We start from the raw sequence: 20298 nt of genomic DNA, 5'->3' as shown, positions 1-20298 counted from the left end.
CGGGCGTCGGGCCGGATCCGCGAAGGGCGCCTCGTCGGCGGCCTCGTGGGTAGTCCCGGAGGCGATGCCGCAAGCGGCTTCAGAGGCGGATGAAGCACCACGCCCCGACGGCCAGCGCGGTGACCGAGGACAGGGTCGCCAGGGTCGCCGATGCGACGGGGCTCACACCTTGGGCCACGGGTTCACGGTGCCACACCCGGACCGCGGTCCACACCAGCAGTGCGCCCCCGACCAGAGCGAACACCGTTCCTGCGAAGATCGCCGGTCCACTTTCCATGATCGTCCCCGCCCCTTGCTCCCGCCCACGCATGACCCAGCCACGGGAGACTGTCACGCGCGGGCGGCGCCCCGGCGAACCCGAGGTGAACGCCGGGGCTACGGCTGGGGCGCAGGGCTCGGCGAGCCGCCGGCCGGGGTGCGGCGACCGGGGGCGACGGCCGACCACGGGGACGCGACCCCGGGACGGTCCGGAGTCACGGCGGGACCGACCGGAACGCACGCGAGTCATTCCGGCCGTCTTCACCGTTGCCGGCTCTGTCGATCGGCTCACACTGCATACGATCCCGGCGAATCCGGTACGGAGAGCGGAGAAGGCGGAGAACGAAGAGGCGCGGAGATCGTCCGGACCGGCCCGATCCGGACGGGTCACTCCGCCGGTTCGAGGAATCCCTGCTCCACCAGCAGGCGGATCTGTGCCGGAGTGCGGTCCCGCAGCGACACCGGGTCCTCACCGACCAGCTGGGCGATGGCGTCGAGAATGCGGCCGGCGCTCAGCGAACCGTCGCACACGCCCGCGAAGCCCGCGCCGACCGTGTCCACCTTGGTGGCCCGGCGCATGCCGCGGTGCTGGCGCAGCACGACGTGCTCAGGGTCCTCGGCGCCGGGCAGCCCGACCTGCTCCTGGACCACCTCCGTGACCAGCCGGAAGCGCCCGGCGAGCAGAGCCGCGTCGTCGTGGGCACGCAGGTAGTCCAGCCGTCCGAAGTGCGCCAGGATCGCGTCGCCCAGCGGTTGTTCGACCGGGTGCGGCCACTCCTCCACCGTGGTCACGGGCTCCGCGGCCGTCCTGCGCAGGGTGATCCAGCCGAAGCCGACGGCCTTCACCTTGCGCGCCTCGAACTCGTCCAGCCATGCGTCGTAGTGCGCCTGGTACTCGGCCTGGTCGCCCCGGTGATCACCGGCGTCCCTCAGCCAGAGCTCGGCGTACTGCGTGACGTCCTGCACCTCGCGCTGCACGATCCACGCGTCGCAGCCGCGCGGCACCCACGACCTGAGCCTGTCCTGCCAGTTCTCCCCCTCCACGTGCTGCCAGTTGGCGAGGAACTGCGCGAACCCGCCCTCGTTCAGCCGTTCCCCCGCCCCTTGAACGAGCGAGCGGCACAGATCGTCCCCGCCCATCCCGCCGTCCCGGTATGTCAGCCGGGCGTCCGGCGAGATCACGAAGGGCGGGTTCGACACGATCAGGTCGTACGTCTCGTCGTCCCGGACCGGCTCGAACAGCGAGCCCGTGCGCAGGTCCGCCGCCGGAGCCCCGGACAGCGCGAGCGTGAGCCCGGTGATGTGCAGCGCGCGCGGGTTGAGGTCGGTCGCCGTCACACGCGTGGCGTGCTGGGCGGCGTGCAGCGCCTGGATGCCGGAGCCGGTGCCGAGGTCGAGGGCGGCGCCGACGGGCGTGCGCACGGTGATGCCGGCCAAGGTCGTCGACGCGCCGCCGACGCCGAGGACCACGCCTTCGTCCTTGCTGCCGATACCTCCCGCGCCGCCGACCGCGCACCCGAGGTCGGACACGATGAACCAGTCCTCGCCGCCCGGCCCCCCGTACGGCCGTACGTCCACGGTCGCGGCCACCTCGTCCTCACCCGCGGGGACCAGCCAGCCGCTCTCCACGCACGCGCGTACGGGCAGGAACTCCTCCACGCGCGCGTACGGCACGGGCTGCTGGAGCAGGAAGAGGCGGACGAGCGTCTCCAGTGGCGTGTCCCCGCGGGTCGCGCGCAGCGCGGGCACGGTCTCGCTGCGGGCCAGGGCCGCGTAGGCGGGGGCACCGAGCAGCTCGAGGAGACCGTCCGCGGTGAAGGAGGCCGCGAGCAGCGCCTCGCGCAGCGGGGCGGCCACGTCGGGGCGGTCGGCGGAGGGCAGGGGGGAGAGGGTGGCGTTACTCACGCCCCCCATTGTCTCCCGTCACCCCTGGGGGCGCGTCCCCCGAATCGTCCGCGGCCGCAGGGCCTCAGCTGGTCGTCGCGCGGGCCGAGGCGGAGGCGGCCACCTTCTTGCAGCTGGCCTGGCCGGCCATGGCGTTCTTGACGTCGCCCTGCTCGAGGTTCTTCAGCGCGGTGTTGCCGCTCTTGCTGAGCGTGCCGAGGTCGGTGGCGATGTTCTGGAGGCCGTCGGCGAACTTCGCCTGGTCCTTCGTGTCCAACGCGTCGACCTGCTTCTTCAGGCCCGCGTAGGAGGTCGAGAGGGTGGTGAGTGCCGCGACGGCGTCCTTGTGCTTCTTCTCGCCGTCGTCGACACCGGGTGGCGGCCCGGCCTTCTGGACGGCCTGCGCGAGTGCGCCGTAGGCGTCGGACATGTCCTGGAAGGCCTGTGCGTCGGTCTTCTGGACGTTCGCCGGAGCGTTGTTGTCCGTGGCGGCCTGCTTGATCGCGTTGTTGGCCGCGTCGACCTTCGCGTCCTGGGCCGGCAGCGCGTCACAGACCTGCTTGGCCCAGGCGTCGAGTTCCTTGTTGCCGCCGTCGTCACTACTGCATCCGGACAGCGCCAGTACCAGTACCGCACCGCCGGACACCGCGGCCGCGAGCTTCTTGTTCACCGGATCGGTCCCTTCCATGGCTCTCGGCCCCGGAACATACACGGCAACCGGGCGGGAACCCCAGAATGAATGTCCGCTATGTCGATTATTTGAGCCATTCGTACCACGAGAGAGAAGGCTCACGGCCCAGACACACGCACAGCACAGCACAGCACAGCGGGCGAGCGACGCGACAACACGCGTCACTCGCCCGCCCCTTGAGCTGGGCACCGGTGGACAGCTCTACGAAATGACCGCCGCATCGGCGGACTTGGACGAAGAGCCGGCGTTGACTTCGTCACCCATGGCGATCCCGCGCCGCTTGGAGACGTACACCGCGACCACGATGACGGCGAGCGCCAGGACCGCGACCAGGATCCGCACGCCGATGCTCTTGTCCTCGCCGTAGCTGAACTTGATCACGGCGGGCGCGATGAGCAGCGCCACGAGGTTCATGACCTTGAGCAGCGGGTTGATCGCCGGACCGGCGGTGTCCTTGAACGGGTCGCCGACCGTGTCGCCGATCACCGTGGCCGCATGGGCCTCGCTGCCCTTGCCGCCGTGATGCCCGTCCTCGACGAGTTTCTTGGCGTTGTCCCACGCGCCGCCGGAGTTGGCGAGGAAGACGGCCATCAGCGTGCCGGAGCCGATCGCGCCCGCCAGGAACGCGCCGAGCGCCCCGACCCCGAGGGTGAACCCGATGAAGATGGGCGCCAGCACGGCGAGCAGACCGGGTGTGGCCAGCTCGCGCAGGGCGTCCCGGGTACAGATGTCGACGACCTTGCCGTACTCCGGCTCCTCGCTGTAGTCCATGATCCCGGGGTGCTCGCGGAACTGCCGCCGCACCTCGAACACCACGGAACCCGCCGACCGCGACACCGCGTTGATCGCCAGCCCCGAGAAGAGGAAGACGACCGCCGCGCCCGCGATGAGCCCGACGAGGTTGTTGGGCTGCGAGATGTCCATCATCAGGCTCATCGGCGCGCCCGCCCCGGAGAGTTGCTCCCCGACGTCCCGCGCCCCGGTCGTGATCGCGTCCCGGTACGACCCGAAGAGCGCCGACGCCGCCAGGACGGCGGTGGCGATGGCGATGCCCTTGGTGATGGCCTTGGTGGTGTTGCCGACGGCGTCGAGGTTGGTGAGCACCTGCGCGCCCGCGCCCTGGACGTCGCCGGACATCTCGGCGATGCCCTGCGCGTTGTCGGAGACCGGCCCGAAGGTGTCCATGGCGACGATCACGCCGACCGTGGTGAGCAGGCCGGTGCCGGCCAGCGCCACCGCGAACAGCGCCAGCATGATCGACGTGCCGCCGAGCAGGAACGCCCCGTACACGCCCAGGCCGATCAACAAGGCGGTGTAGACGGCCGATTCGAGGCCGACGGAGATTCCGGCGAGGATCACGGTGGCGGGGCCCGTCAGCGACGACTTGCCGATGTCGCGCACCGGTCGGCGGCTGGTCTCGGTGAAGTAACCCGTCAACTGCTGGATGACCGCGGCCAGAAGGATGCCGATCGCCACCGCGACAAGGGCGAGGACGCGCGGATCGCCGTTTTTGCCCTGGATCGCCGCGTCGGTGACGCCGTCGAGGTCGGCGTACTTGCCGGGGAGATAGAGGAAGACGGCCACGGCGACCAGCACGAGCGAGATCGTCGCCGAGATGAAGAATCCCCGGTTGATCGCGGACATGCCACTGCGGTCGGTGCGGCGCGGGGCGACCGCGAAGATTCCGACCATGGCCGTGAGCACACCGATCGCGGGAACGAGGAGCGGGAACGCGAGCCCGGCGTCACCGAAGGCCGCCTTGCCGAGGATCAGCGCGGCGACCAGGGTCACGGCATAGGACTCGAAGAGGTCGGCCGCCATGCCCGCACAGTCGCCGACGTTGTCGCCCACGTTGTCGGCGATCGTCGCGGCGTTGCGCGGGTCGTCCTCCGGGATGCCCTGCTCGACCTTGCCGACCAGGTCGGCGCCGACGTCGGCGGCCTTGGTGAAGATGCCGCCGCCGACCCTCATGAACATGGCGATGAGGGCCGCGCCGAGTCCGAAACCCTCCAGCACCTTCGGCGCGTCGGCCGCGTACACCAGCACCACGCAGGCGGCCCCGAGCAGACCGAGCCCCACCGTGAACATGCCGACGACGCCGCCCGTACGAAATGCGATCTTCATTGCCTTGTGCGAGACAGCGGTGAGATCCTTTTCGGGTTCACCCGCTGCCGGAGTCGCTTCCCGGGCCGCCGCTGCGACACGCACATTGCTGCGCACGGCGAGCCACATGCCGATATAGCCGGTGGCCGCGGAGAACCCCGCGCCGATCAAGAAGAACAGAGATCGTCCGGCGCGCTGATTCCAGTCGTCCGCGGGCAGCAACAAGAGCAGGAAGAACACGACGACGGCGAAGACGCCGAGCGTGCGCAGTTGTCGGGCCAGATACGCGTTGGCGCCTTCCTGGACCGCCGCCGCGATCTTCTTCATGCTGTCGGTGCCATCGCCGGCGGCGAGCACCTGGCGCAGCAGCACGCCCGCCACCACGAGTGCGGCCAGCGCGACGACCGCGATGACCACCACGAGCAGGCGGTTGCCGTCGGTCAGCACTGCGGCTGCGAGGGTTGTCGGGTGGTCCAACCGATGAGGGGTAGAAAGCCCCGCCATTCGTCCTCCTTGACGCTTGGGCTGAGCTCAAGATGTGGACGGATTGTAGGTACCGGAACCTGATCAAAACAGTGTGCGGTAAACGGAATTCGCCTTCGCATGCAAAACCCGCACGATCTCGCACGGTAATGCCTTCAAGGCATTGGCGTTCGTGAATTGATTCACGATATTCACGGCAAGATTCACTTCGTCAAGATTCACTTGCCGAGATTCCAAGATTCACTTCACGAGACCACTGTAAGCGCGGTCACCGGGGTCCGCACATGCCGAAGGGCCCTACGAGGTAGGGCCCTTCGAATGGGTCAATCGGACGGGCCGATCGGCCGGATCGATCAAGTGGTCCGATCGGGTGAGCCGATCGGCTGGATCGATCGGGGATCGATCGCGAGGCTCGGGTCAGGACAGCGTCGCGGTCACCGGCGTGGTCGGCCAGGTCATGCGGATCAGGCCGCCGTGCTCTCCGGCGGTGACCTCCACGTCGTCGACGAGGCCGCTGATGACCGCGAGGCCCATCTCGTCCTCCTCGGCGTCCGTGTCGGCGTCCACGCCAGAGCCGGGCACCCGGTCAGCGGGCGCCGAACGCGGCGACTCGTCGCCGACCTCGATGGAGAACTGCTTCTCCTCCTCGATCAGCGCCACCTTCACCGGCGCGGAGATACCACCCGTCTGATGCAGTCCGACGGCACGGGTGCAGGCCTCGCCGACGGCGAGCCTGACCTCGTCGAGGACGGCCTCGTCCACTCCGGCCCTGCGCGCCACCGCTGCCGCCACCAGTCGGGCGGTCCTGACGTGCTCGGGCAGCGCGCTGAAGCGGAGTTCAACGGTGGCCATACGTCCCCCTCGGAACTACGGGCGTGCTGTCGGGGGGCCGGGCGGCAAAGCCCGGACCCCTTCTTTGTTCGACCAACCGTGCCGGGCCGCGCGGGCCCGGGACGGCTTGGTCAGTCAGTGGCAGCGACCGCTTCGTCGACCGAGGTGTGGATCGGGAACACCTTGGTCAGACCAGTGATGCGGAAGATTTTCAAAATACGCTCCTGGTTGCAGACCAGGCGGAGCGAGCCCTCATGGGCACGCACCCGCTTCAGTCCGCCGACCAGCACGCCGAGCCCGGTGGAGTCGAGGAAGTCCACGCCCTCCATGTCGACGACGAGGTGGAAATTCCCGTCGTTCACCAGCTCGACCAGCTGCTCGCGCAACTTGGGCGCGGTATATACGTCGATTTCGCCACCGACCTCGACGACCGTACGATCGCCGACGGTACGGGTCGACAGAGACAGGTCCACGGATCCTCCAGCACCTTGCTATCGAGCGGTCGCCCCTCGGAACACCTGGGCAGGAGCCCCCGGGACGGTACGCCAGCCGCGATGGCATTCAATCACTTACCGGCAGGCGTGCACGACGCCTTGGCCCCATTGTCCGTCACGCCAGTGACACACTCGGTGCCGATGGCCAAGAATCACCGATCCGATCGACCCTCGCCCGAGGCCGCGCCCCGCCTGTCCCCGGGCGCGGTTCTGGACCGGCTCGCCCCGGGACCTGGCCGGGCATCGCGCATCACTCATACGGAGCACTTGCCCCCGCGTGAGGGCCGCCATGCCGTCTGGCCGGACCGGATTCGTCCGGAGGTGATCGCGGCCGTGCAGGCCTGCGGTATCGAGCACCCCTGGGTTCACCAGGCCCGGGCCGCAGAGCACGCCCTGGACGGGGACTCCGTGGTCGTCGCCACGGGCACCGCGTCCGGCAAGTCCCTGGCGTACCTGGTGCCGGTCCTCACGGCCCTCCTGGACGGCTCCGAGGCACCGAACGGCCGCGGGGCCACCACCCTCTACCTGGCCCCCACCAAGGCCCTGGCGGCGGACCAGTGCCGCTCCGTGAAGGAACTTTCACAACCTCTCGGCAACGCCGTACGGCCGGCCGTGTACGACGGCGACACTCCGTTCGAGGAACGGGAGTGGATCCGGCAGTACGCGAACTACGTCCTCACCAACCCGGACATGCTGCACCGCGGCATCCTGCCGTCCCACCCCCGGTGGTCCTCGTTCCTGAAGTCCCTGAAGTACGTCGTCATCGACGAGTGCCACACCTACCGCGGCGTGTTCGGCTCCCACGTCGCCCATGTGCTGCGCCGCCTGCGCCGTCTGTGCGCCCGCTACGGCGCCTCCCCGGTCTTCCTGCTGGCCTCCGCGACGGCCGCCGAACCCGCGGTGGCCGCCGGGCGCCTCACCGGCCTCCCGGTCGTCGAGGTCGCCGACGACGCCTCGCCCCGCGGTGAACTGGTGTTCGCCCTCTGGGAGCCGCCGCTCACCGAGATGGTGGGCGAGAAGGGCGCACCCGTCCGGCGTACCGCCACCGCCGAGACCGCCGACCTGCTGACCGACCTCGCCCTCCAGGGTGTGCGCACCGTCGCCTTCGTCCGCTCCCGGCGTGGCGCCGAGCTGATCGCCGTGATCGCCCAGGAACGCCTCGCCGAGGTCGACCGTTCGCTGGCCCGGCGTGTCGCGGCCTACCGCGGCGGCTATCTCCCCGAGGAACGACGCGCCCTGGAGCAGGCCCTGCACTCGGGCGAGCTCCTCGGCCTCGCCGCGACCACCGCCCTGGAACTCGGCATCGACGTCTCCGGACTCGACGCCGTCCTGATCGCCGGATACCCGGGCACGCGCGCGTCCCTGTGGCAGCAGGCCGGCCGGGCGGGCCGGTCCGGGCAGGGTGCCCTGGCCGTCCTCATCGCCCGGGACGACCCGCTGGACACCTTCCTGGTGCATCACCCGGAGGCGCTGTTCGACCGCCCCGTGGAGTCGACCGTCCTCGACCCCGACAACCCCTACGTCCTCGCCCCGCACCTGTGCGCGGCGGCCGCGGAACTCCCGCTGACCGACGAGGACCTGCCCCTCTTCGGCCCCGAGACCGAGGGCCTGCTGCCCCAACTGGAGGCCGCGAAGCTGCTGCGCCGCCGGACCAGAGCCTGGCACTGGACCCGGCGGGAACGGGCCGCCGACCTCGCGGACATCCGCGGCGAGGGCGGCCGACCGGTCCAGGTCGTCGAAGCCGGTACGGGCCGGCTGCTCGGCACGGTCGACGCGGGCTCCTCCCACACCACCGTCCACGAGGGCGCGGTCCACCTCCACCAGGGCCGCACGTATCTCGTGCGTTCCCTGGACCTGGAGGACTCCGTCGCCCTGGTCGAGCAGGCCGATCCGCCGTACTCGACGGTCGCCCGGGACACGACGTCGATCTCCGTCCTGGAGACGGACGTCGAAGTCCCCTGGGGCCAGGGCCGGTTGTGCTATGGCTCCGTCGAAGTCACCAATCAGGTCGTCTCCTTCCTGCGTCGACGTGTCATCACCGGTGAAGTCCTCGGCGAGTCGAAACTCGACCTCCCTCCTCGTACGCTGCGCACGCGTGCCGTGTGGTGGACGGTCACCGAGGACCAACTGGACGCGGCCCGGATCAACCCCGAGATCCTCGGCGGGGCCCTGCACGCCGCCGAACACGCCTCGATCGGCATGCTGCCCCTCTTCGCGACCTGCGACCGCTGGGACATCGGCGGCGTGTCGGTCCCCCTCCACCCCGACACGTTGCTGCCGACGGTCTTCGTCTACGACGGCCATCCCGGCGGCGCCGGCTTCGCGGAACGGGCCTTCCACACGGCCCGCGCGTGGCTCACGGCCACCCGGCAGGCCATCGCCTCCTGCGAGTGCGACGCCGGCTGCCCGTCCTGCATCCAGTCCCCGAAGTGCGGCAACGGCAACGATCCACTCCACAAGCGGGGAGCCGTACGGCTGCTCACGGAACTCCTGCGGGAGGCTCCGCGGGAGAAGCCGGAAGCGGGGGCGGAGCCCGAAGAGGCTGAGGGGGCTGAGCGGGCTGAGGGGGCTGAAGGGGCTGAAGGGGCTGAGGGGGCTGAAGGGAAGGACGGGGAGCCGCAGCAGGAGGAGCGGGCAGCAGAGCCGGAGAAGGGGCCGCCGGTGACGACACGGAAGGCGACGGGGGAGGCTCTGGGAGCGGCACCGCATCCGCAGGGCCCGCCCGCGCCCTGACCTCGGCCGCGAACAGCCCCCGCCCCGACGCCGCCGTCACGTCCGAGATCTCACCGACGACCGCGCACCGCACCAGGCGCGCTCCCTGTGCCCGGGCCACCCGGTCCGCCCGCGCACAGGCCTGCTCGGCGCCGTCCGTCCAGTGGTCGGCGGCCGCGAGCGCCGCGAGGTCGGCACCGCCCGCGGCGCGATGCCGGGCCGCCACCGCCTGTCCAAGGGCGAGCACCACCCCGAACACCACGCACAGCACGGCGATCGCACCCACACTCCAGACGGTGGCGGAGCCGCGGTCCGCGTCCCCGCGGCGCCCTCCAAGGAGCCGCGCCCAGGCCTTCGGCCCCCCGCCTTCACACCCCACGCCGCTCACGGGTCGCCTCCCGGCGACCTCAGGGCGCCTCGGGACAACCCCAGGACACCTCCTGGCAGCCGGCGGGCGCCTCCGGGCAACCGCTGAGCGCCTCCCGACAACCGCAGGGCACCTCCCGGCGACCGCAGGGCACCTCCCGGCCGCCGCAGGACGCCTCCGGACAACCGCAGGGCACCTCGGGACAACCGCAGGACGTCTCCCGGCAACCGCTGAGCGCCTCTTGTGCCGCCCGGGGCGTCCTCTGCCGCGCGAGCAGCTCCTGCACCCTTAGAGGTCTCCTCTGTCGCACGGGCGGCTCCTGCGCCGCTCGGGGCGTCCTCTGGCGCGCCGGCGCCTCCTACCGCGCTCCGGAGGGCCTTCTTCGGCCCTCCCGACGCTCCCTCCGCCGTCCCCACGGCCCCTTCCACCGCTCCCGCGGTTCCTTCCGCGCCTTGCGATGCCCCGTCCGCCGTTCCCGCGGCCCCTTCCACCGCTCCCGCGGTTCCTTCCGCGCCTTGCGATGCCCCGTCCGCCGTTCCCGCGGCCCCGTCCGGGGACGGCCGCACAGCCTCTTCAGCCCTTCTCCCGGCCTTCTCCGCCGTCCCCGCCGCCTCCCCTGGCGGGCCGACAACCTCCTCCACTGCCGCCACCGCTTCCTCCCGCACCTCGAACGGCAGCCCCCGCAGCGCCGGTGGCCTGGCCACGACCACGACACGGACCTGATCGCCCTCCCTGCTGATCGTCACCTCCGCCCCGTGCGGCGCCGTCGCGCGGGTCACCTCGAGGACCGCGTCGGACGGATCCTGCCGGGCCGCCGCCCGGGCACCGGTCCTGGCCGCGTCCACGCACTGGATCTGGGCAGCCATGACCAGCAGCCCCCACACCAGCGCGGTCGCGAACACCACAAGGACCGGCAGCACCACGGCCGACTCCGCCGTCACGAACCCCCGGTCCCCGCCGCGCACCCACCGGCCCGCGCGACGGGGCTTCCGTCCGTGCTCACGCCCCCGCACTGAGCGCCCGTTTCACGATGGCCTGGAGCTGAGCTGCGACCACCTCGCTCGTCACCACCTGGTAGAGAAGCACCGCGAAGCCCACGGCCGCCACGATCCCCATCGCGTACTCGGACGTCACCATCCCCGTGTCCCCTCGCGCCGCCCGCACCCTGCACACCAGAGCGCACAGCCGCGCCCGTACCGCTTTGTACATTTCAACCCCCGTGAGGTTCTTCCATGTCGGTCTGTCACTTCTGACAACTCGGCGCGCTGTAGCGCGCGGTGATCACGCTGTACGTCCCGTCATGGGCCACCTCCTCCCAGCACCCCGCCCGCGAGTCCGATGACGATGGGCAGCACGCCGACGGCGATGAAGGCGGGCAGGAAGCACAGCCCCACCGGCACCGTGACCATGACGGCCGCCCGCCGGGCCCGGGCCGTCGCGGCACGTGCCCAGTCGGCGCGGGTGTCTGCGGCGAGCCGGGCGACCGGCCCGGCCGCCGGCAGCCCCGAGATATCGGCCCGCTCCAGCAAGCGGGCCAGGGCCGCGGCACCCGGTGTCGAGGCCAACCTCCGCCACGCAGTGCCAGGTTCGCCGCCAAGCCGCACCTCGGCGGCACCGCGCGCCAGCCCCTCCCCTACGGGACCGCCGAGGGCCTCGCCCACGGCCTGCGCCGCGATCACCGGGCCGGCGCCGGCCGCGATGCACGCGGCCAGCAGGTCAGCGGCGAGCGGGAGTTGGCGTGCGGCGAGCAGCGCGTCGGCCTCGCTCACCGAACCCGCCGCCTGCTGGCGACGACGCCACCGCCCCAGCCCCACCGCGCCGGTCAACCCCAGCACGAGACCTGCGACGCCGCCGACCACCACCCATCCGGCACCGACCACCAACACCTCGGGAAGCCATCGCCGTACCGCCTCCCGCGGCCCGGCCCCTCGGACGGCCACCGCCGTCCCCGGGGCGAGCAGTCCGGCCAGGCGACGCCGTGCCCCGCGTTCGCGTCGGACGGTCGCCAGCCACCAGAGGGCCGCCACGATCCCCACGGTCGCCCCCAGCCTGTGGACAACTTCCACACTCACGCCTCCCCCGCCCACGTCACCCACCTCCTGTCGCCTCACTTCGCCTCCCTTCGCCTCACTTCGCTTCCGCGTTGCGGACGATCCGCAGCGCCCACCACATCCCCGCCCCCTCCAGCACGCCGCCGATCAGCAGGCAGCCCAACCCCGCTCCGCTGTGCAGCAGGACATGCAGCGGGTCCGCTCCGAGCGCGGCGCCCAGCGCGAGGCCCAGGACCGGCAGCCCTGCGAGCATCACCACCGTGGCGCGCGGGCCGGCCAACTGAGCGCGCAGATCGGCCCGTTGCTCGCGTTCCGCGCGCAACGCCCCTTCGAGGCGGTCGAGGCCCGCGGCGAGACCTGCGCCCTGATCCACGGCCACCCGCCAGCACGCGGCGAGCCCCAACAACCCGTCGGCTCCCGGTTGCCGTGCGGCGACCGCGAGAGCCTTGGGCACGTCCCCGCCGAACCGGGCCGCCGCCAACACCACCGGCTGCGCCTCGCCCAGTCCTCCGGAATCCCGTGCGGCCCGTTGCAGAGCCTCCCCGGGTTGCCGGCCGGCCAGCACCTCCCCGGCCAGCGCCGCACACAGCGCGATCACCGCGTCCCCTCGGCGCTCCCCCGCCCGCCGGACCTCGGCGGCCCGCCGCGCGCGGCGCAGCAGGGGCACCCCGGCCGCCCCCGCGACGGCCGGCAGCACCGAACCGCCCAGCACCGCCAGGACCAGACCGGCGACCGGCGCCCACCATTCGGGCCGCCACCGTCCCCTGAGCCTCCGCAGTTCGCCGGTGAGCTGCCGCCACGGCGGGGGGCCGCTGCCGACCACGCCGCCTCCGGCCAGGAGCAGCTGGGCGCGCCTGGCCCCCGAGTACGGTCCGCCCATCAACCAGGCCGCAGCCCCGGCACATGCCACGGCCGCAGCCGTCGGCACCTCACTCATCACGCCCGTTCCTCCCATCGTTCCCTCCGTCCCCTACGTCCCCTGCGTCCCCTGCGTCCCCCGCGTTCTCCTCGCTCCGCAGCAGCTCCCGTAGCCGCTCCCACCCCCGCTCGTGGGCGAAGGCGTCCGCCCGCCACCGCAGTGCCGGTACGGTCCGCACCAGCCCGGACGGGTCCCGCTCCAGCACGTGCACCTCGGCGATCCGCCGCCGCCCGGCCGGGTCGCGTACGAGGTGCAGGACGACGGACAGGGCAGCCGCCAACTGGCTGTGCAGCGCCGCCCGGTCGAGCCCGGCGGCCGTGCCGAGCGCCTCGAGCCGGGCGGGGACGTCCGCGGCGGCGTTGGCGTGGACGGTCCCGCAGCCGCCCTCGTGGCCCGTGTTGAGCGCGGCCAGCAGATGGACGACCTCCGGACCGCGCACCTCACCCACGACCAGCCGGTCCGGCCGCATGCGCAGGGCCTGCCGCACCAGGTCCTCGAGCGTGACTAGCCCTGCTCCCTCCTGGTTGGCGGGTCTGGTCTCCAGACGGACGACGTGCGGGTGATCCGGTCGCAGCTCCGCCGAGTCCTCCGCGAGCACGATCCGCTCCCCCGGCCCGACCTGGCCCAGCAGCGCGCTCAGCAGGGTCGTCTTGCCACTGCCGGTGCCGCCGCTGACCAGGAAGGACAGCCGCGCCCGCACCAGGGCCCGCAGCACCCTGTCGCCGCCCGGCGGAACCGTGCCCGCCGCCACCAGTTCGCCGAGCGTGAAGGCCCGGGGCCGCACGACGCGCAGCGACAGGCAGGTGCAGCCGACGGCGACCGGGGGCAGCACCGCGTGCAGTCGCGTCCCGTCGGGCAGCCGGGCGTCGGCCCACGGCCGGGCGTCGTCCAGGCGCCGTCCGGCCACGGCGGCCAGACGCTGCGCGAGGCGGCGTACGGCTGCCGCGTCCGGGAAGGAGACGCCGGTCAGCTCCAGACCGCCGCCCCGGTCGACCCAGACCCGGTCCGGCGCGGACACCAGCACGTCGGTCACCCCGGGGTCGGTGAGCAACGGCTCCAGCGGCCCGCTGCCGATCAGCTCGGACCGCAGTTGCTCGGCCGCGCCGAGAACCTCCGTGTCGCCGAGGACCCGCCCCTGCTCGCGCAGCGCCTGCGCCACGCGCGCGGGTGTCGGTTCGGCACCACTGTCGGCGAGCCACTGCCGGACGCCGTCGAGCAACGTCCCGGTCCCTCTCGCCCGTTCGAGACCGGGCCGCGTGCTCATGAGCCACCCGCCTCGGTCAGCGCACGCTCCCAGAACTCCTTGCAGAAGCGGGCGAGAGGCCCGCGCGCGGCCGCACCCGGCGGTGCCTTGCCGCCGTCCGGGCGCAGCAGCCCCGACTCGACGGGCACTTCGCCGGCCAGCGGCAGGCCCAGCAGCCTGGCCACTTCGCTGTCGTCGAGTCCGGGCGCGTAGGGGCCGCGCACCGCCACCCGCAGGTCGCGCAGCACCATGCCGACAGCGGAGGCCACGCGCTTGCCCGCCGCGACGGCGCGCAGTTCGGCGGGGACCACGAGAAGCCCGACGTCGAGCTGGGCGAGGACTTCGGCGATTCCGTCATCGATGCGGCGCGGGAGGTCGACGACGACCGTGCCGCCCCGGCGCCTGGCCGCCGCCAGCACCGCGCGCACGGCCTGGGGCGCGATGGCGACGCAGTCACCCCGGTCCCAGCTGAGCACCCGCAGGGAGTGCAGCCGGGGCAGCGACTCCTCCAGGGCGCCGCCACCGACCCGGCCGCGCGAGGCGGCGAACGCGGGCCAGCGCAGGCCTTCCGCGCTCTCACCGCCGAGGAGTACGTCGAGTCCGCCACCCAGTGGATCGGCGTCGACCAGGAGGGTGCGCAGCCCTTCTCGCGCGGAGGTGACGGCGAGGGCGCACGCGAGCGTGGATGCTCCGGCGCCACCGCGCCCGCCGATGACTCCGACGGTGAGGGCGGGCCGGCCGGCGCCCTCGGCGACGTCGGCGATGCGGTCGACCAGCCACTGTTCGCCGTCGGGCAGCATCAGGACGTGGTCGGCGCCGATCTCGACGGCGCGCTGCCACACCCCTGAGTCGTCCTGGTCGCGTCCGACGAGGACCACTCCGCGTCTGCGGGCGGCCCCGCGGACACGGCGTGCCGCGTCGTCGCCGACCAGGACGAGCGGCGCGGACTCCCAGCTGCCCCGGCGTTCCGGCACCGAGTGGTGCACCTCGGGTGTGGCGCCCGCCGCGGCGCACAACCGCAGTAGATCGTCGAGGAGTTCCGCGTCCTCCGTGACGATCAGTGGCTTGCCCGGTCCGCCTCCGGCGGTGGGCGGTGGGTCGTGTGTGACGGCTCCGGTCACGATTTCCATCCCCCTTCGCTACGGGTCGCTCAGTCCCTGCGGCCCCGCGAATCCCAAACGTGTGAAGAACCGGCAGGCGGTCTCCATATGAACGGCCGACACAATCCGGCCGAACGCATCCGGCAAACGGAACCGACCGTGTGAAGTCGGCACGAGTGGATGCGTTGGAATCACGGTGCAGCGAGCCCGGAAATCGTGTGGATCTTGGTGGAAAACTGTGGACGAGCGGACGGTTGTGAATATCGCCGTCACCCTTACCAGCGACCCCCGCACCATCTGCTGTGCGACTTCCGCAGAGGAGTCCGACGACTACGCACAGTGAGGAAGGGCGAGCATGCGAAAGAGGCGGCCGCAGCCGCCTCGGTGCGGCGCCGCGGCCGCGTACAGAAGGGGAAAAGACACCCGGACATGCGACGACCCCCGCCGGGGGGGAGAGCGGGGGTCGCCTTCACGGCCGACTCGGGGGGGGAGGAGCCGGACCGCGTTAGCACGGTCGCGAACGATCCGTGACTTCCATGGTGTACCCGAGAGCCTTCTCAGGCAAACCCACGCGCCGAGCTTACGCCGAATGGGCTGCCCCTATGCTCATGGTTGTGGAAAACCACTACCTGCCCCGCACAGCGGCCTTCTTTGACCTGGACAAGACGGTCATTGCGAAGTCGAGCACGCTCACCTTCAGCAAGTCCTTCTACCAAGGCGGTCTGATCAACCGCAGGGCTGCCCTGCGGACCGCGTACGCCCAGTTCGTCTTCCTCGTGGGCGGTATGGACCACGATCAGATGGAGCGGACCCGCGAGTACCTGTCCGCCCTCGTGCGCGGCTGGAACGTCCAGCAGGTGAAGGAGATCGTCGCCGAGACCCTTCACGACCTGATCGACCCCCTGATCTACGACGAGGCGGCCTCCCTGATCGAGGAGCACCACACGGCCGGCCGTGACGTCGTGATCGTGTCCACGTCGGGCGCCGAGGTGGTGGAGCCGATCGGTGAGCTGCTCGGCGCGGACCGCGTGGTCGCCACCCGCATGGTCGTGGGCGAGGACGGCTGCTTCACCGGCGAGGTGGAGTACTACGCGTACGGCCCGACGAAGGCGGAGGCGATCAAGGAGCTGGCCGGGTCGGAGGGGTACGACCTCTCGCGCTGTTACGCGTACAGCGACTCGGCGACCGACCTGCCGATGCTGAAGGCGGTGGGGAATCCGCACGCCGTGAACCCGGACCGGGCCCTGCGTCGCGAGGCCGTCGCGCGCGGGTGGCCGATTCTCGACTTCCACCGGCCGGTGCGCCTCAAGCAGCGGATTCCCGCGTTCTCCGTACCGCCCCGCCCCGCGCTCGTCGCGGCCGCGGCCATAGGCGCGGCGGCGGCCACCGCGGGCCTGGTCTGGTACGCGAACCGACGCCGGGCGGCGACTGTCTGAACGGACACCCGCGCGGGACGACGCGCCACCAGTCGGCGCTGCCCGTTTAAAAGCTGTTTGGGAGCAAAAGCAAAGAACTGATGCCAGCACTTCCGCTTGTCCGGGTCCTGGAGTACAAAGGACTTATCGGCCCGCGAGACCAAGGACATCCGAGAGGATCACCTTAATAACGCATTTGGCCCCACGGACCGCGCATGATCACTGGGCACCCACGCGACGTCGACCCGTCGATTACGGGCCAGCCGCACCAGGTCACGGGCAAGGTTCCCGGCCTGATGGGCATATCTCGAGGACGCTTGGTAACCGGGTGAGCATGCCAGCGGCGGTACGAATTTCGTACCGCCGCAACCCTTTGGAAAGGGCCCCCGCCTGGGGGCCTTTTCCGTGCCCGCGCTCCACGCGCGCGTGCGGCCTACGCCGCGCCGCGCTGCAGCGCCTCGCACACCGCCGTCGACTCGCGGGCGCCCAGCTCGACCGCCCTGCCGCAGTGCGAGATCCAGGCCGCCATGCCCTCAGGCGTGCCGGAGACGTAGCCGTCGAGGGCTGCCAGATAGGCTGCCCGCCCCAGCTCGGCATGCCCCACCTCGGCCGGGCAGACCGACTTGGGGTCGAGACCGCTGCCGATCAGGACGATGCGCTCGGCGGCCCGCGCGACCAGGCCGTTGTGGGAGGTGAACGGGCGCAGGGCCAGCAGCTCGCCGTGCACGACGGAGGCCGTCACCAGGGCGGGTGCGGAACCTCCCGCGATGATCAGCTCGGACAGCCCCTCCAGACGGCCGGCCACCTCGACGGCGTCCGGCAGCGGCAGCTCGGTCAATGGCTCGTCGACGGCCTCGCCGGCCTGCCGCGGGCGTCCGACCTCGTCACCGTTGCTCGCCGCGGCCACCAGGTGCAGCCGCGCCAGGACCCGTAGCGGCGACTGCCGCCAGATGGACAGCAGCTGGCCCGCCTCGGCGGAGAGCCGCAGCGCCGCGCCCATGACGCGCGCCCCGTCGTCGGCACCGAAGTCGGTGCGCCGACGCACCTCCTCCAGTGCCCAGTCCGCGCCGGACAGGGCCGCCGAGCCGCGCGCGCCGCGCAGCGCGGCCTCCGAGGTGATCTCGGTGCTGCGGCGGCGCATGACGCGGTGCCCGTAGACACGGTCCACGGCCTTGCGCATGGACTCCACGGACTCGGCCACACCGGGCAAGGAGCCCAGGGCCGCAAGCGGATCGGCGGACGCGCCTGTCGTACTCATGAGTACGACACTACGCAACGGACGCAGGCGCCCCACGAAGGAGTGGTCTTCTTCACGCACACCCGTCACGCACAGCCAATACCGCACTACTCTTCGTGAACATGAAAATTGCTTTCGTCGGGAAGGGTGGCAGCGGCAAAACCACCCTGTCGTCCCTGTTCATCCGCCACCTCGTCGCCGACGGCGGACCCGTGATCGCGGTCGACGCGGACATCAACCAGCACCTGGGGCCAGCCCTCGGCCTCGACGAGACGGAGGCCGCCGAACTGCCCGCGATGGGCGACCGGCTGCCGCTGATCAAGGACTATCTGCGCGGCTCCAACCCCCGGGTCACCTCCGCCGAGACGATGATCAAGACGACACCGCCCGGCGAGGGTTCCCGGTTCCTGCGGGTGCGCGAGAACAACGCGGTGTACGACGCCTGTGCCCGGCCGGTGGAACTCGACGGCGGCGCCGTCCGTTTGATGGTCACGGGCCCCTTCACGGACGCCGACCTGGGGGTCTCCTGCTACCACTCCAAGACCGGAGCGGTGGAGCTGTGCCTGAACCACCTGGTGGACGGCCGGGACGAGTACGTGGTCGTCGACATGACCGCGGGCTCGGACTCCTTCGCCTCCGGCCTGTTCACCCGCTTCGACATCACGTTCCTCGTCGCCGAGCCGACCCGGAAAGGGGTCTCCGTCTATCGCCAGTACAAGGAGTACGCCCGCGACTTCGGCGTCGAACTGAAGGTCGTCGGCAACAAGGTGCAGGGGCAGGACGACGTCGACTTCCTGCGCGCCGAGGTCGGGGACGACCTGCTCGTGACAGTCGGGCACTCGGACTGGGTGCGTGCCATGGAGAAGGGCCGGCCGACCCGGTTCGAGCTCCTGGAGGACACCAACCGCCAGGCCCTGCGCCTGCTTCGGACGACGGTCGACTCGGCGTACGACAAGCGCGACTGGGAGCGCTACACGCGGCAGATGGTGCACTTCCATCTGAAGAACGCCGAGTCCTGGGGCAACGAACGCACCGGGGTCGACCTCGCGGCCCAGATCGACCCCGGATTCGTCCTCGGCGAAAGCCTCGTGGCCTCCGTCTGAAGGCTCCCGCCGGTGACGGCCCGCCGGTGGTGCCCCGCCGGTGACGCCCCGGCGGTGACGCCGCTTGTCGGTGACGCCCGCCGACCCGAGCGTCTAGTGCCTGACCGCCGGAGCCCCGGGCACTCCCTTCGGGGCCGGGGCGGGGCTGCCCTGCAGGAAGGACGCCCAGCCCCGCTTCGGGGCCTCGCCCACGTCCAGGGTGCGAAGCTGGGCCAGGGTCTTCGGGTCCTGGGCGTCCAGCCAGTCGGCCAGCTGCCGGAAGGACACGCAGCGCACGTCCGGCTTGTTGCAGACGTTCTCGACGACCTCCTCGACGGCGCGCATGTATGTGCCGCCGTTCCAGGACTCGAAGTGGTTACCGATGATCAGCGGTGCGCGGTTGCCGTCATAGGCCCGATGGAAGCCCTTGAGCAGGCCGTCACGCATCTGGTCGCCCCAGAACTCCCGCTTGTCGGGGTCGCCCTGGGTCTTGGTGCCGGACTGGTTGACCATGAAGTTGTAGTCCATGGTGAGCTGCTCGTAGCTGTGCCCGGGGAAGGGCACGAGCTGCATCGACAGATCCCACAGGCCCTCCTTCTTTCCGGGCCACACCTGGTTGTTGACGCCGCTCGTGTCGTAGCGGAAGCCCAGCTCACGGCCGGCCTTCATGAAGTTGTGCTGGCCCTCGAGGCAGGGAGTGCGGGCCCCGATGAGTTCCTTGTCGTAGTCGAAGGGCAGCGGAGGCGCGTCCTTCATGCCGGTGTTGGTCTTCCAGGTCCTCACGAACTGCTTGGCCTGGGCGATCTCCTCCTTCCACTCCTCGACCGACCACTGGCCGACGCCGCCGTCCTTGCCGCAGAAGTGGCCGTTGAAGTGGGTGCCGATCTCGTTGCCCTCCAGCCACGCCAGGCGCAGCTGCTTCACGGTGTCGGCGATGCCACGCTCGTCGTTGAAGCCGATGTCGGAACGGCCCGGCGAGTGCTGCGGCGGCCTGTACAGATCGGCCTTCTCCTCCGGCAGCATGTACACGCCGCTGAGGAAGTACGTCATCGTGGCGTTGTTGGCCTGGGACACCTTGCGGAAGTGGGAGAACAGCCGCTGGCTGTCCTCGCCGGCGCCGTCCCAGGAGAAGACCACGAACTGCGGCGGCTTCTGGCCCGGCTTCAGCCGCTCGGGCCGGGGCAGACGGGGCTGCGCTCCGGTGTACGCGGTGGAGCCGTCGCCGATCAGACGGACCGCGCTCCTGGGAACGGCCGGGGCCGGTTTCACCTTCTGCGGGCCCGGCACTCCCTCCCCGGAGCCTTTGGAACCCCCGGTTCCCGTTGCACAGCCGGCAAGCGATGCGGCGACAGCCGCGGCGACCACTGCGCCCGCGGCGATCCTCTGGGTGGCGGCCATGTTCCGCCCACCTTCTTCCTTCTCTCGGCC

Annotated in this window: 16 protein-coding genes and 2 pseudogenes; 3 read left to right on the top strand and 15 right to left on the bottom strand. The window is 71.4% G+C overall.

Features of this window, described 5'->3' with window-relative positions; all coding sequences use genetic code 11:
• Positions 1-79: 79 nt before the first annotated feature.
• From ACFWBB_RS05420 to bldG, 6 genes are all read right to left on the bottom strand, one after another.
• Positions 80-277 (bottom strand): hypothetical protein, encoded by a 198-nt coding sequence (locus ACFWBB_RS05420; protein ID WP_385267262.1) that lies wholly within the window; start codon positions 275-277, stop codon positions 80-82.
• Between the two features lie 368 nt (positions 278-645).
• On the bottom strand, positions 646-2172 hold the full coding sequence (locus ACFWBB_RS05415) for a methyltransferase (protein WP_385267259.1): 1527 nt from the start codon (positions 2170-2172) through the stop codon (positions 646-648).
• 55 nt (positions 2173-2227) lie between these two features.
• A complete protein-coding gene (locus ACFWBB_RS05410; protein WP_385267257.1) occupies positions 2228-2830 on the bottom strand; it encodes a small secreted protein in 603 nt (200 codons plus the stop codon).
• A 204-nt stretch (positions 2831-3034) separates the two neighbouring features.
• Positions 3035-5440, bottom strand: coding sequence for a sodium-translocating pyrophosphatase (locus tag ACFWBB_RS05405; protein ID WP_385267254.1), 2406 nt, complete (start codon positions 5438-5440; stop codon positions 3035-3037).
• Positions 5441-5836: 396 nt separating this feature from the next.
• The gene (locus ACFWBB_RS05400; protein WP_385267252.1) at positions 5837-6271 is read right to left on the bottom strand and encodes an ATP-binding protein; all 435 of its coding nucleotides are present in this window, start codon (positions 6269-6271) and stop codon (positions 5837-5839) included.
• Positions 6272-6381: 110 nt separating this feature from the next.
• On the bottom strand, positions 6382-6723 hold the full coding sequence (gene bldG, locus ACFWBB_RS05395; RefSeq protein WP_009189842.1) for an anti-sigma factor antagonist BldG: 342 nt from the start codon (positions 6721-6723) through the stop codon (positions 6382-6384).
• Positions 6724-6804: 81 nt separating this feature from the next.
• Here bldG and ACFWBB_RS05390 point away from each other — a divergent pair, with 81 nt between their 5' ends.
• Positions 6805-9477 (top strand): DEAD/DEAH box helicase, encoded by a 2673-nt coding sequence (locus tag ACFWBB_RS05390; RefSeq protein ID WP_385267249.1) that lies wholly within the window; start codon positions 6805-6807, stop codon positions 9475-9477.
• Here ACFWBB_RS05390 and ACFWBB_RS05385 read toward each other — a convergent pair.
• The 7 genes and pseudogenes from ACFWBB_RS05385 to ssd all read right to left on the bottom strand — a co-directional run.
• A pseudogene (locus tag ACFWBB_RS05385) lies at positions 9419-9742 on the bottom strand (Rv3654c family TadE-like protein); the annotation flags it as partial. The gene ACFWBB_RS05390 and the pseudogene ACFWBB_RS05385 sit on opposite strands and share 59 nt — an antisense overlap.
• A 704-nt stretch (positions 9743-10446) precedes the next feature.
• A pseudogene (locus ACFWBB_RS05380) lies at positions 10447-10836 on the bottom strand (TadE family type IV pilus minor pilin); the annotation flags it as partial.
• Entirely contained in the window at positions 10823-11032 is a 210-nt protein-coding gene (locus tag ACFWBB_RS05375; RefSeq protein ID WP_385267246.1) for a DUF4244 domain-containing protein, read from the bottom strand. The gene ACFWBB_RS05375 and the pseudogene ACFWBB_RS05380, both read right to left, overlap by 14 nt.
• Before the next feature lie 89 nt (positions 11033-11121).
• Positions 11122-11895, bottom strand: a complete 774-nt coding sequence (locus tag ACFWBB_RS05370; protein ID WP_385267244.1) for a type II secretion system F family protein — start codon at positions 11893-11895, stop codon at positions 11122-11124.
• 55 nt (positions 11896-11950) lie between these two features.
• Positions 11951-12829, bottom strand: coding sequence for a type II secretion system F family protein (locus tag ACFWBB_RS05365; RefSeq protein ID WP_385267241.1), 879 nt, complete (start codon positions 12827-12829; stop codon positions 11951-11953).
• Positions 12804-14057: a TadA family conjugal transfer-associated ATPase gene (locus ACFWBB_RS05360; RefSeq protein WP_385267238.1), complete on the bottom strand. Its 1254-nt coding sequence runs from the start codon at positions 14055-14057 to the stop codon at positions 12804-12806. The genes ACFWBB_RS05365 and ACFWBB_RS05360 overlap by 26 nt, the downstream gene beginning before the upstream one ends.
• Positions 14054-15166, bottom strand: coding sequence for a septum site-determining protein Ssd (ssd, locus tag ACFWBB_RS05355; RefSeq protein WP_385267235.1), 1113 nt, complete (start codon positions 15164-15166; stop codon positions 14054-14056). The genes ACFWBB_RS05360 and ssd overlap by 4 nt, the downstream gene beginning before the upstream one ends.
• Positions 15167-15738: 572 nt before the next feature.
• On the opposite strand from ssd, the gene ACFWBB_RS05350 reads away from it, so the two are divergent.
• Positions 15739-16572 (top strand): HAD family hydrolase, encoded by an 834-nt coding sequence (locus tag ACFWBB_RS05350; RefSeq protein ID WP_385267233.1) that lies wholly within the window; start codon positions 15739-15741, stop codon positions 16570-16572.
• Positions 16573-16984: 412 nt separating this feature from the next.
• On the opposite strand, the gene ACFWBB_RS05345 is transcribed toward ACFWBB_RS05350, so the two are convergent.
• Complete coding sequence (locus ACFWBB_RS05345; RefSeq protein WP_385267231.1) at positions 16985-17809, bottom strand: oxidoreductase; 825 nt, start codon at positions 17807-17809, stop codon at positions 16985-16987.
• 101 nt (positions 17810-17910) lie between these two features.
• Between ACFWBB_RS05345 and ACFWBB_RS05340 the strand changes: the two genes are divergently transcribed.
• Positions 17911-18891 (top strand): ATP-binding protein, encoded by a 981-nt coding sequence (locus ACFWBB_RS05340; RefSeq protein ID WP_385267228.1) that lies wholly within the window; start codon positions 17911-17913, stop codon positions 18889-18891.
• A gap of 93 nt (positions 18892-18984) precedes the next feature.
• On the opposite strand, the gene ACFWBB_RS05335 is transcribed toward ACFWBB_RS05340, so the two are convergent.
• A complete protein-coding gene (locus ACFWBB_RS05335; protein WP_385267225.1) occupies positions 18985-20268 on the bottom strand; it encodes a hypothetical protein in 1284 nt (427 codons plus the stop codon).
• Between the last annotated feature and the right edge of the window lie 30 nt (positions 20269-20298).

It is taken from the genome of Streptomyces sp. NPDC060000 (genome assembly GCF_042737375.1).
In the GTDB taxonomy this organism is placed as follows: domain Bacteria; phylum Actinomycetota; class Actinomycetes; order Streptomycetales; family Streptomycetaceae; genus Streptomyces.
This window is presented reverse-complemented; position numbering and strand designations above follow the sequence as displayed.

Excerpts from the sequence above, each read along its gene's own strand:
- ACFWBB_RS05420 (WP_385267262.1), bottom strand. The coding sequence starts at position 277 with ATGGAAAGTGGACCGGCGATCTTCGCAGGAACGGTGTTCGCTCTGGTC.
- ACFWBB_RS05415 (WP_385267259.1), bottom strand. The coding sequence starts at position 2,172 with ATGGGGGGCGTGAGTAACGCCACCCTCTCCCCCCTGCCCTCCGCCGAC.
- ACFWBB_RS05410 (WP_385267257.1), bottom strand. The coding sequence starts at position 2,830 with ATGGAAGGGACCGATCCGGTGAACAAGAAGCTCGCGGCCGCGGTGTCC.
- ACFWBB_RS05405 (WP_385267254.1), bottom strand. The coding sequence starts at position 5,440 with ATGGCGGGGCTTTCTACCCCTCATCGGTTGGACCACCCGACAACCCTC.
- ACFWBB_RS05400 (WP_385267252.1), bottom strand. The coding sequence starts at position 6,271 with ATGGCCACCGTTGAACTCCGCTTCAGCGCGCTGCCCGAGCACGTCAGG.
- ACFWBB_RS05390 (WP_385267249.1), top strand. The coding sequence starts at position 6,805 with ATGGCATTCAATCACTTACCGGCAGGCGTGCACGACGCCTTGGCCCCA.
- ACFWBB_RS05375 (WP_385267246.1), bottom strand. The coding sequence starts at position 11,032 with ATGTACAAAGCGGTACGGGCGCGGCTGTGCGCTCTGGTGTGCAGGGTG.
- ACFWBB_RS05365 (WP_385267241.1), bottom strand. The coding sequence starts at position 12,829 with ATGGGAGGAACGGGCGTGATGAGTGAGGTGCCGACGGCTGCGGCCGTG.
- ACFWBB_RS05360 (WP_385267238.1), bottom strand. The coding sequence starts at position 14,057 with ATGAGCACGCGGCCCGGTCTCGAACGGGCGAGAGGGACCGGGACGTTG.
- ssd (WP_385267235.1), bottom strand. The coding sequence starts at position 15,166 with ATGGAAATCGTGACCGGAGCCGTCACACACGACCCACCGCCCACCGCC.
- ACFWBB_RS05350 (WP_385267233.1), top strand. The coding sequence starts at position 15,739 with ATGCTCATGGTTGTGGAAAACCACTACCTGCCCCGCACAGCGGCCTTC.
- ACFWBB_RS05345 (WP_385267231.1), bottom strand. The coding sequence starts at position 17,809 with ATGAGTACGACAGGCGCGTCCGCCGATCCGCTTGCGGCCCTGGGCTCC.
- ACFWBB_RS05340 (WP_385267228.1), top strand. The coding sequence starts at position 17,911 with ATGAAAATTGCTTTCGTCGGGAAGGGTGGCAGCGGCAAAACCACCCTG.
- ACFWBB_RS05335 (WP_385267225.1), bottom strand. The coding sequence starts at position 20,268 with ATGGCCGCCACCCAGAGGATCGCCGCGGGCGCAGTGGTCGCCGCGGCT.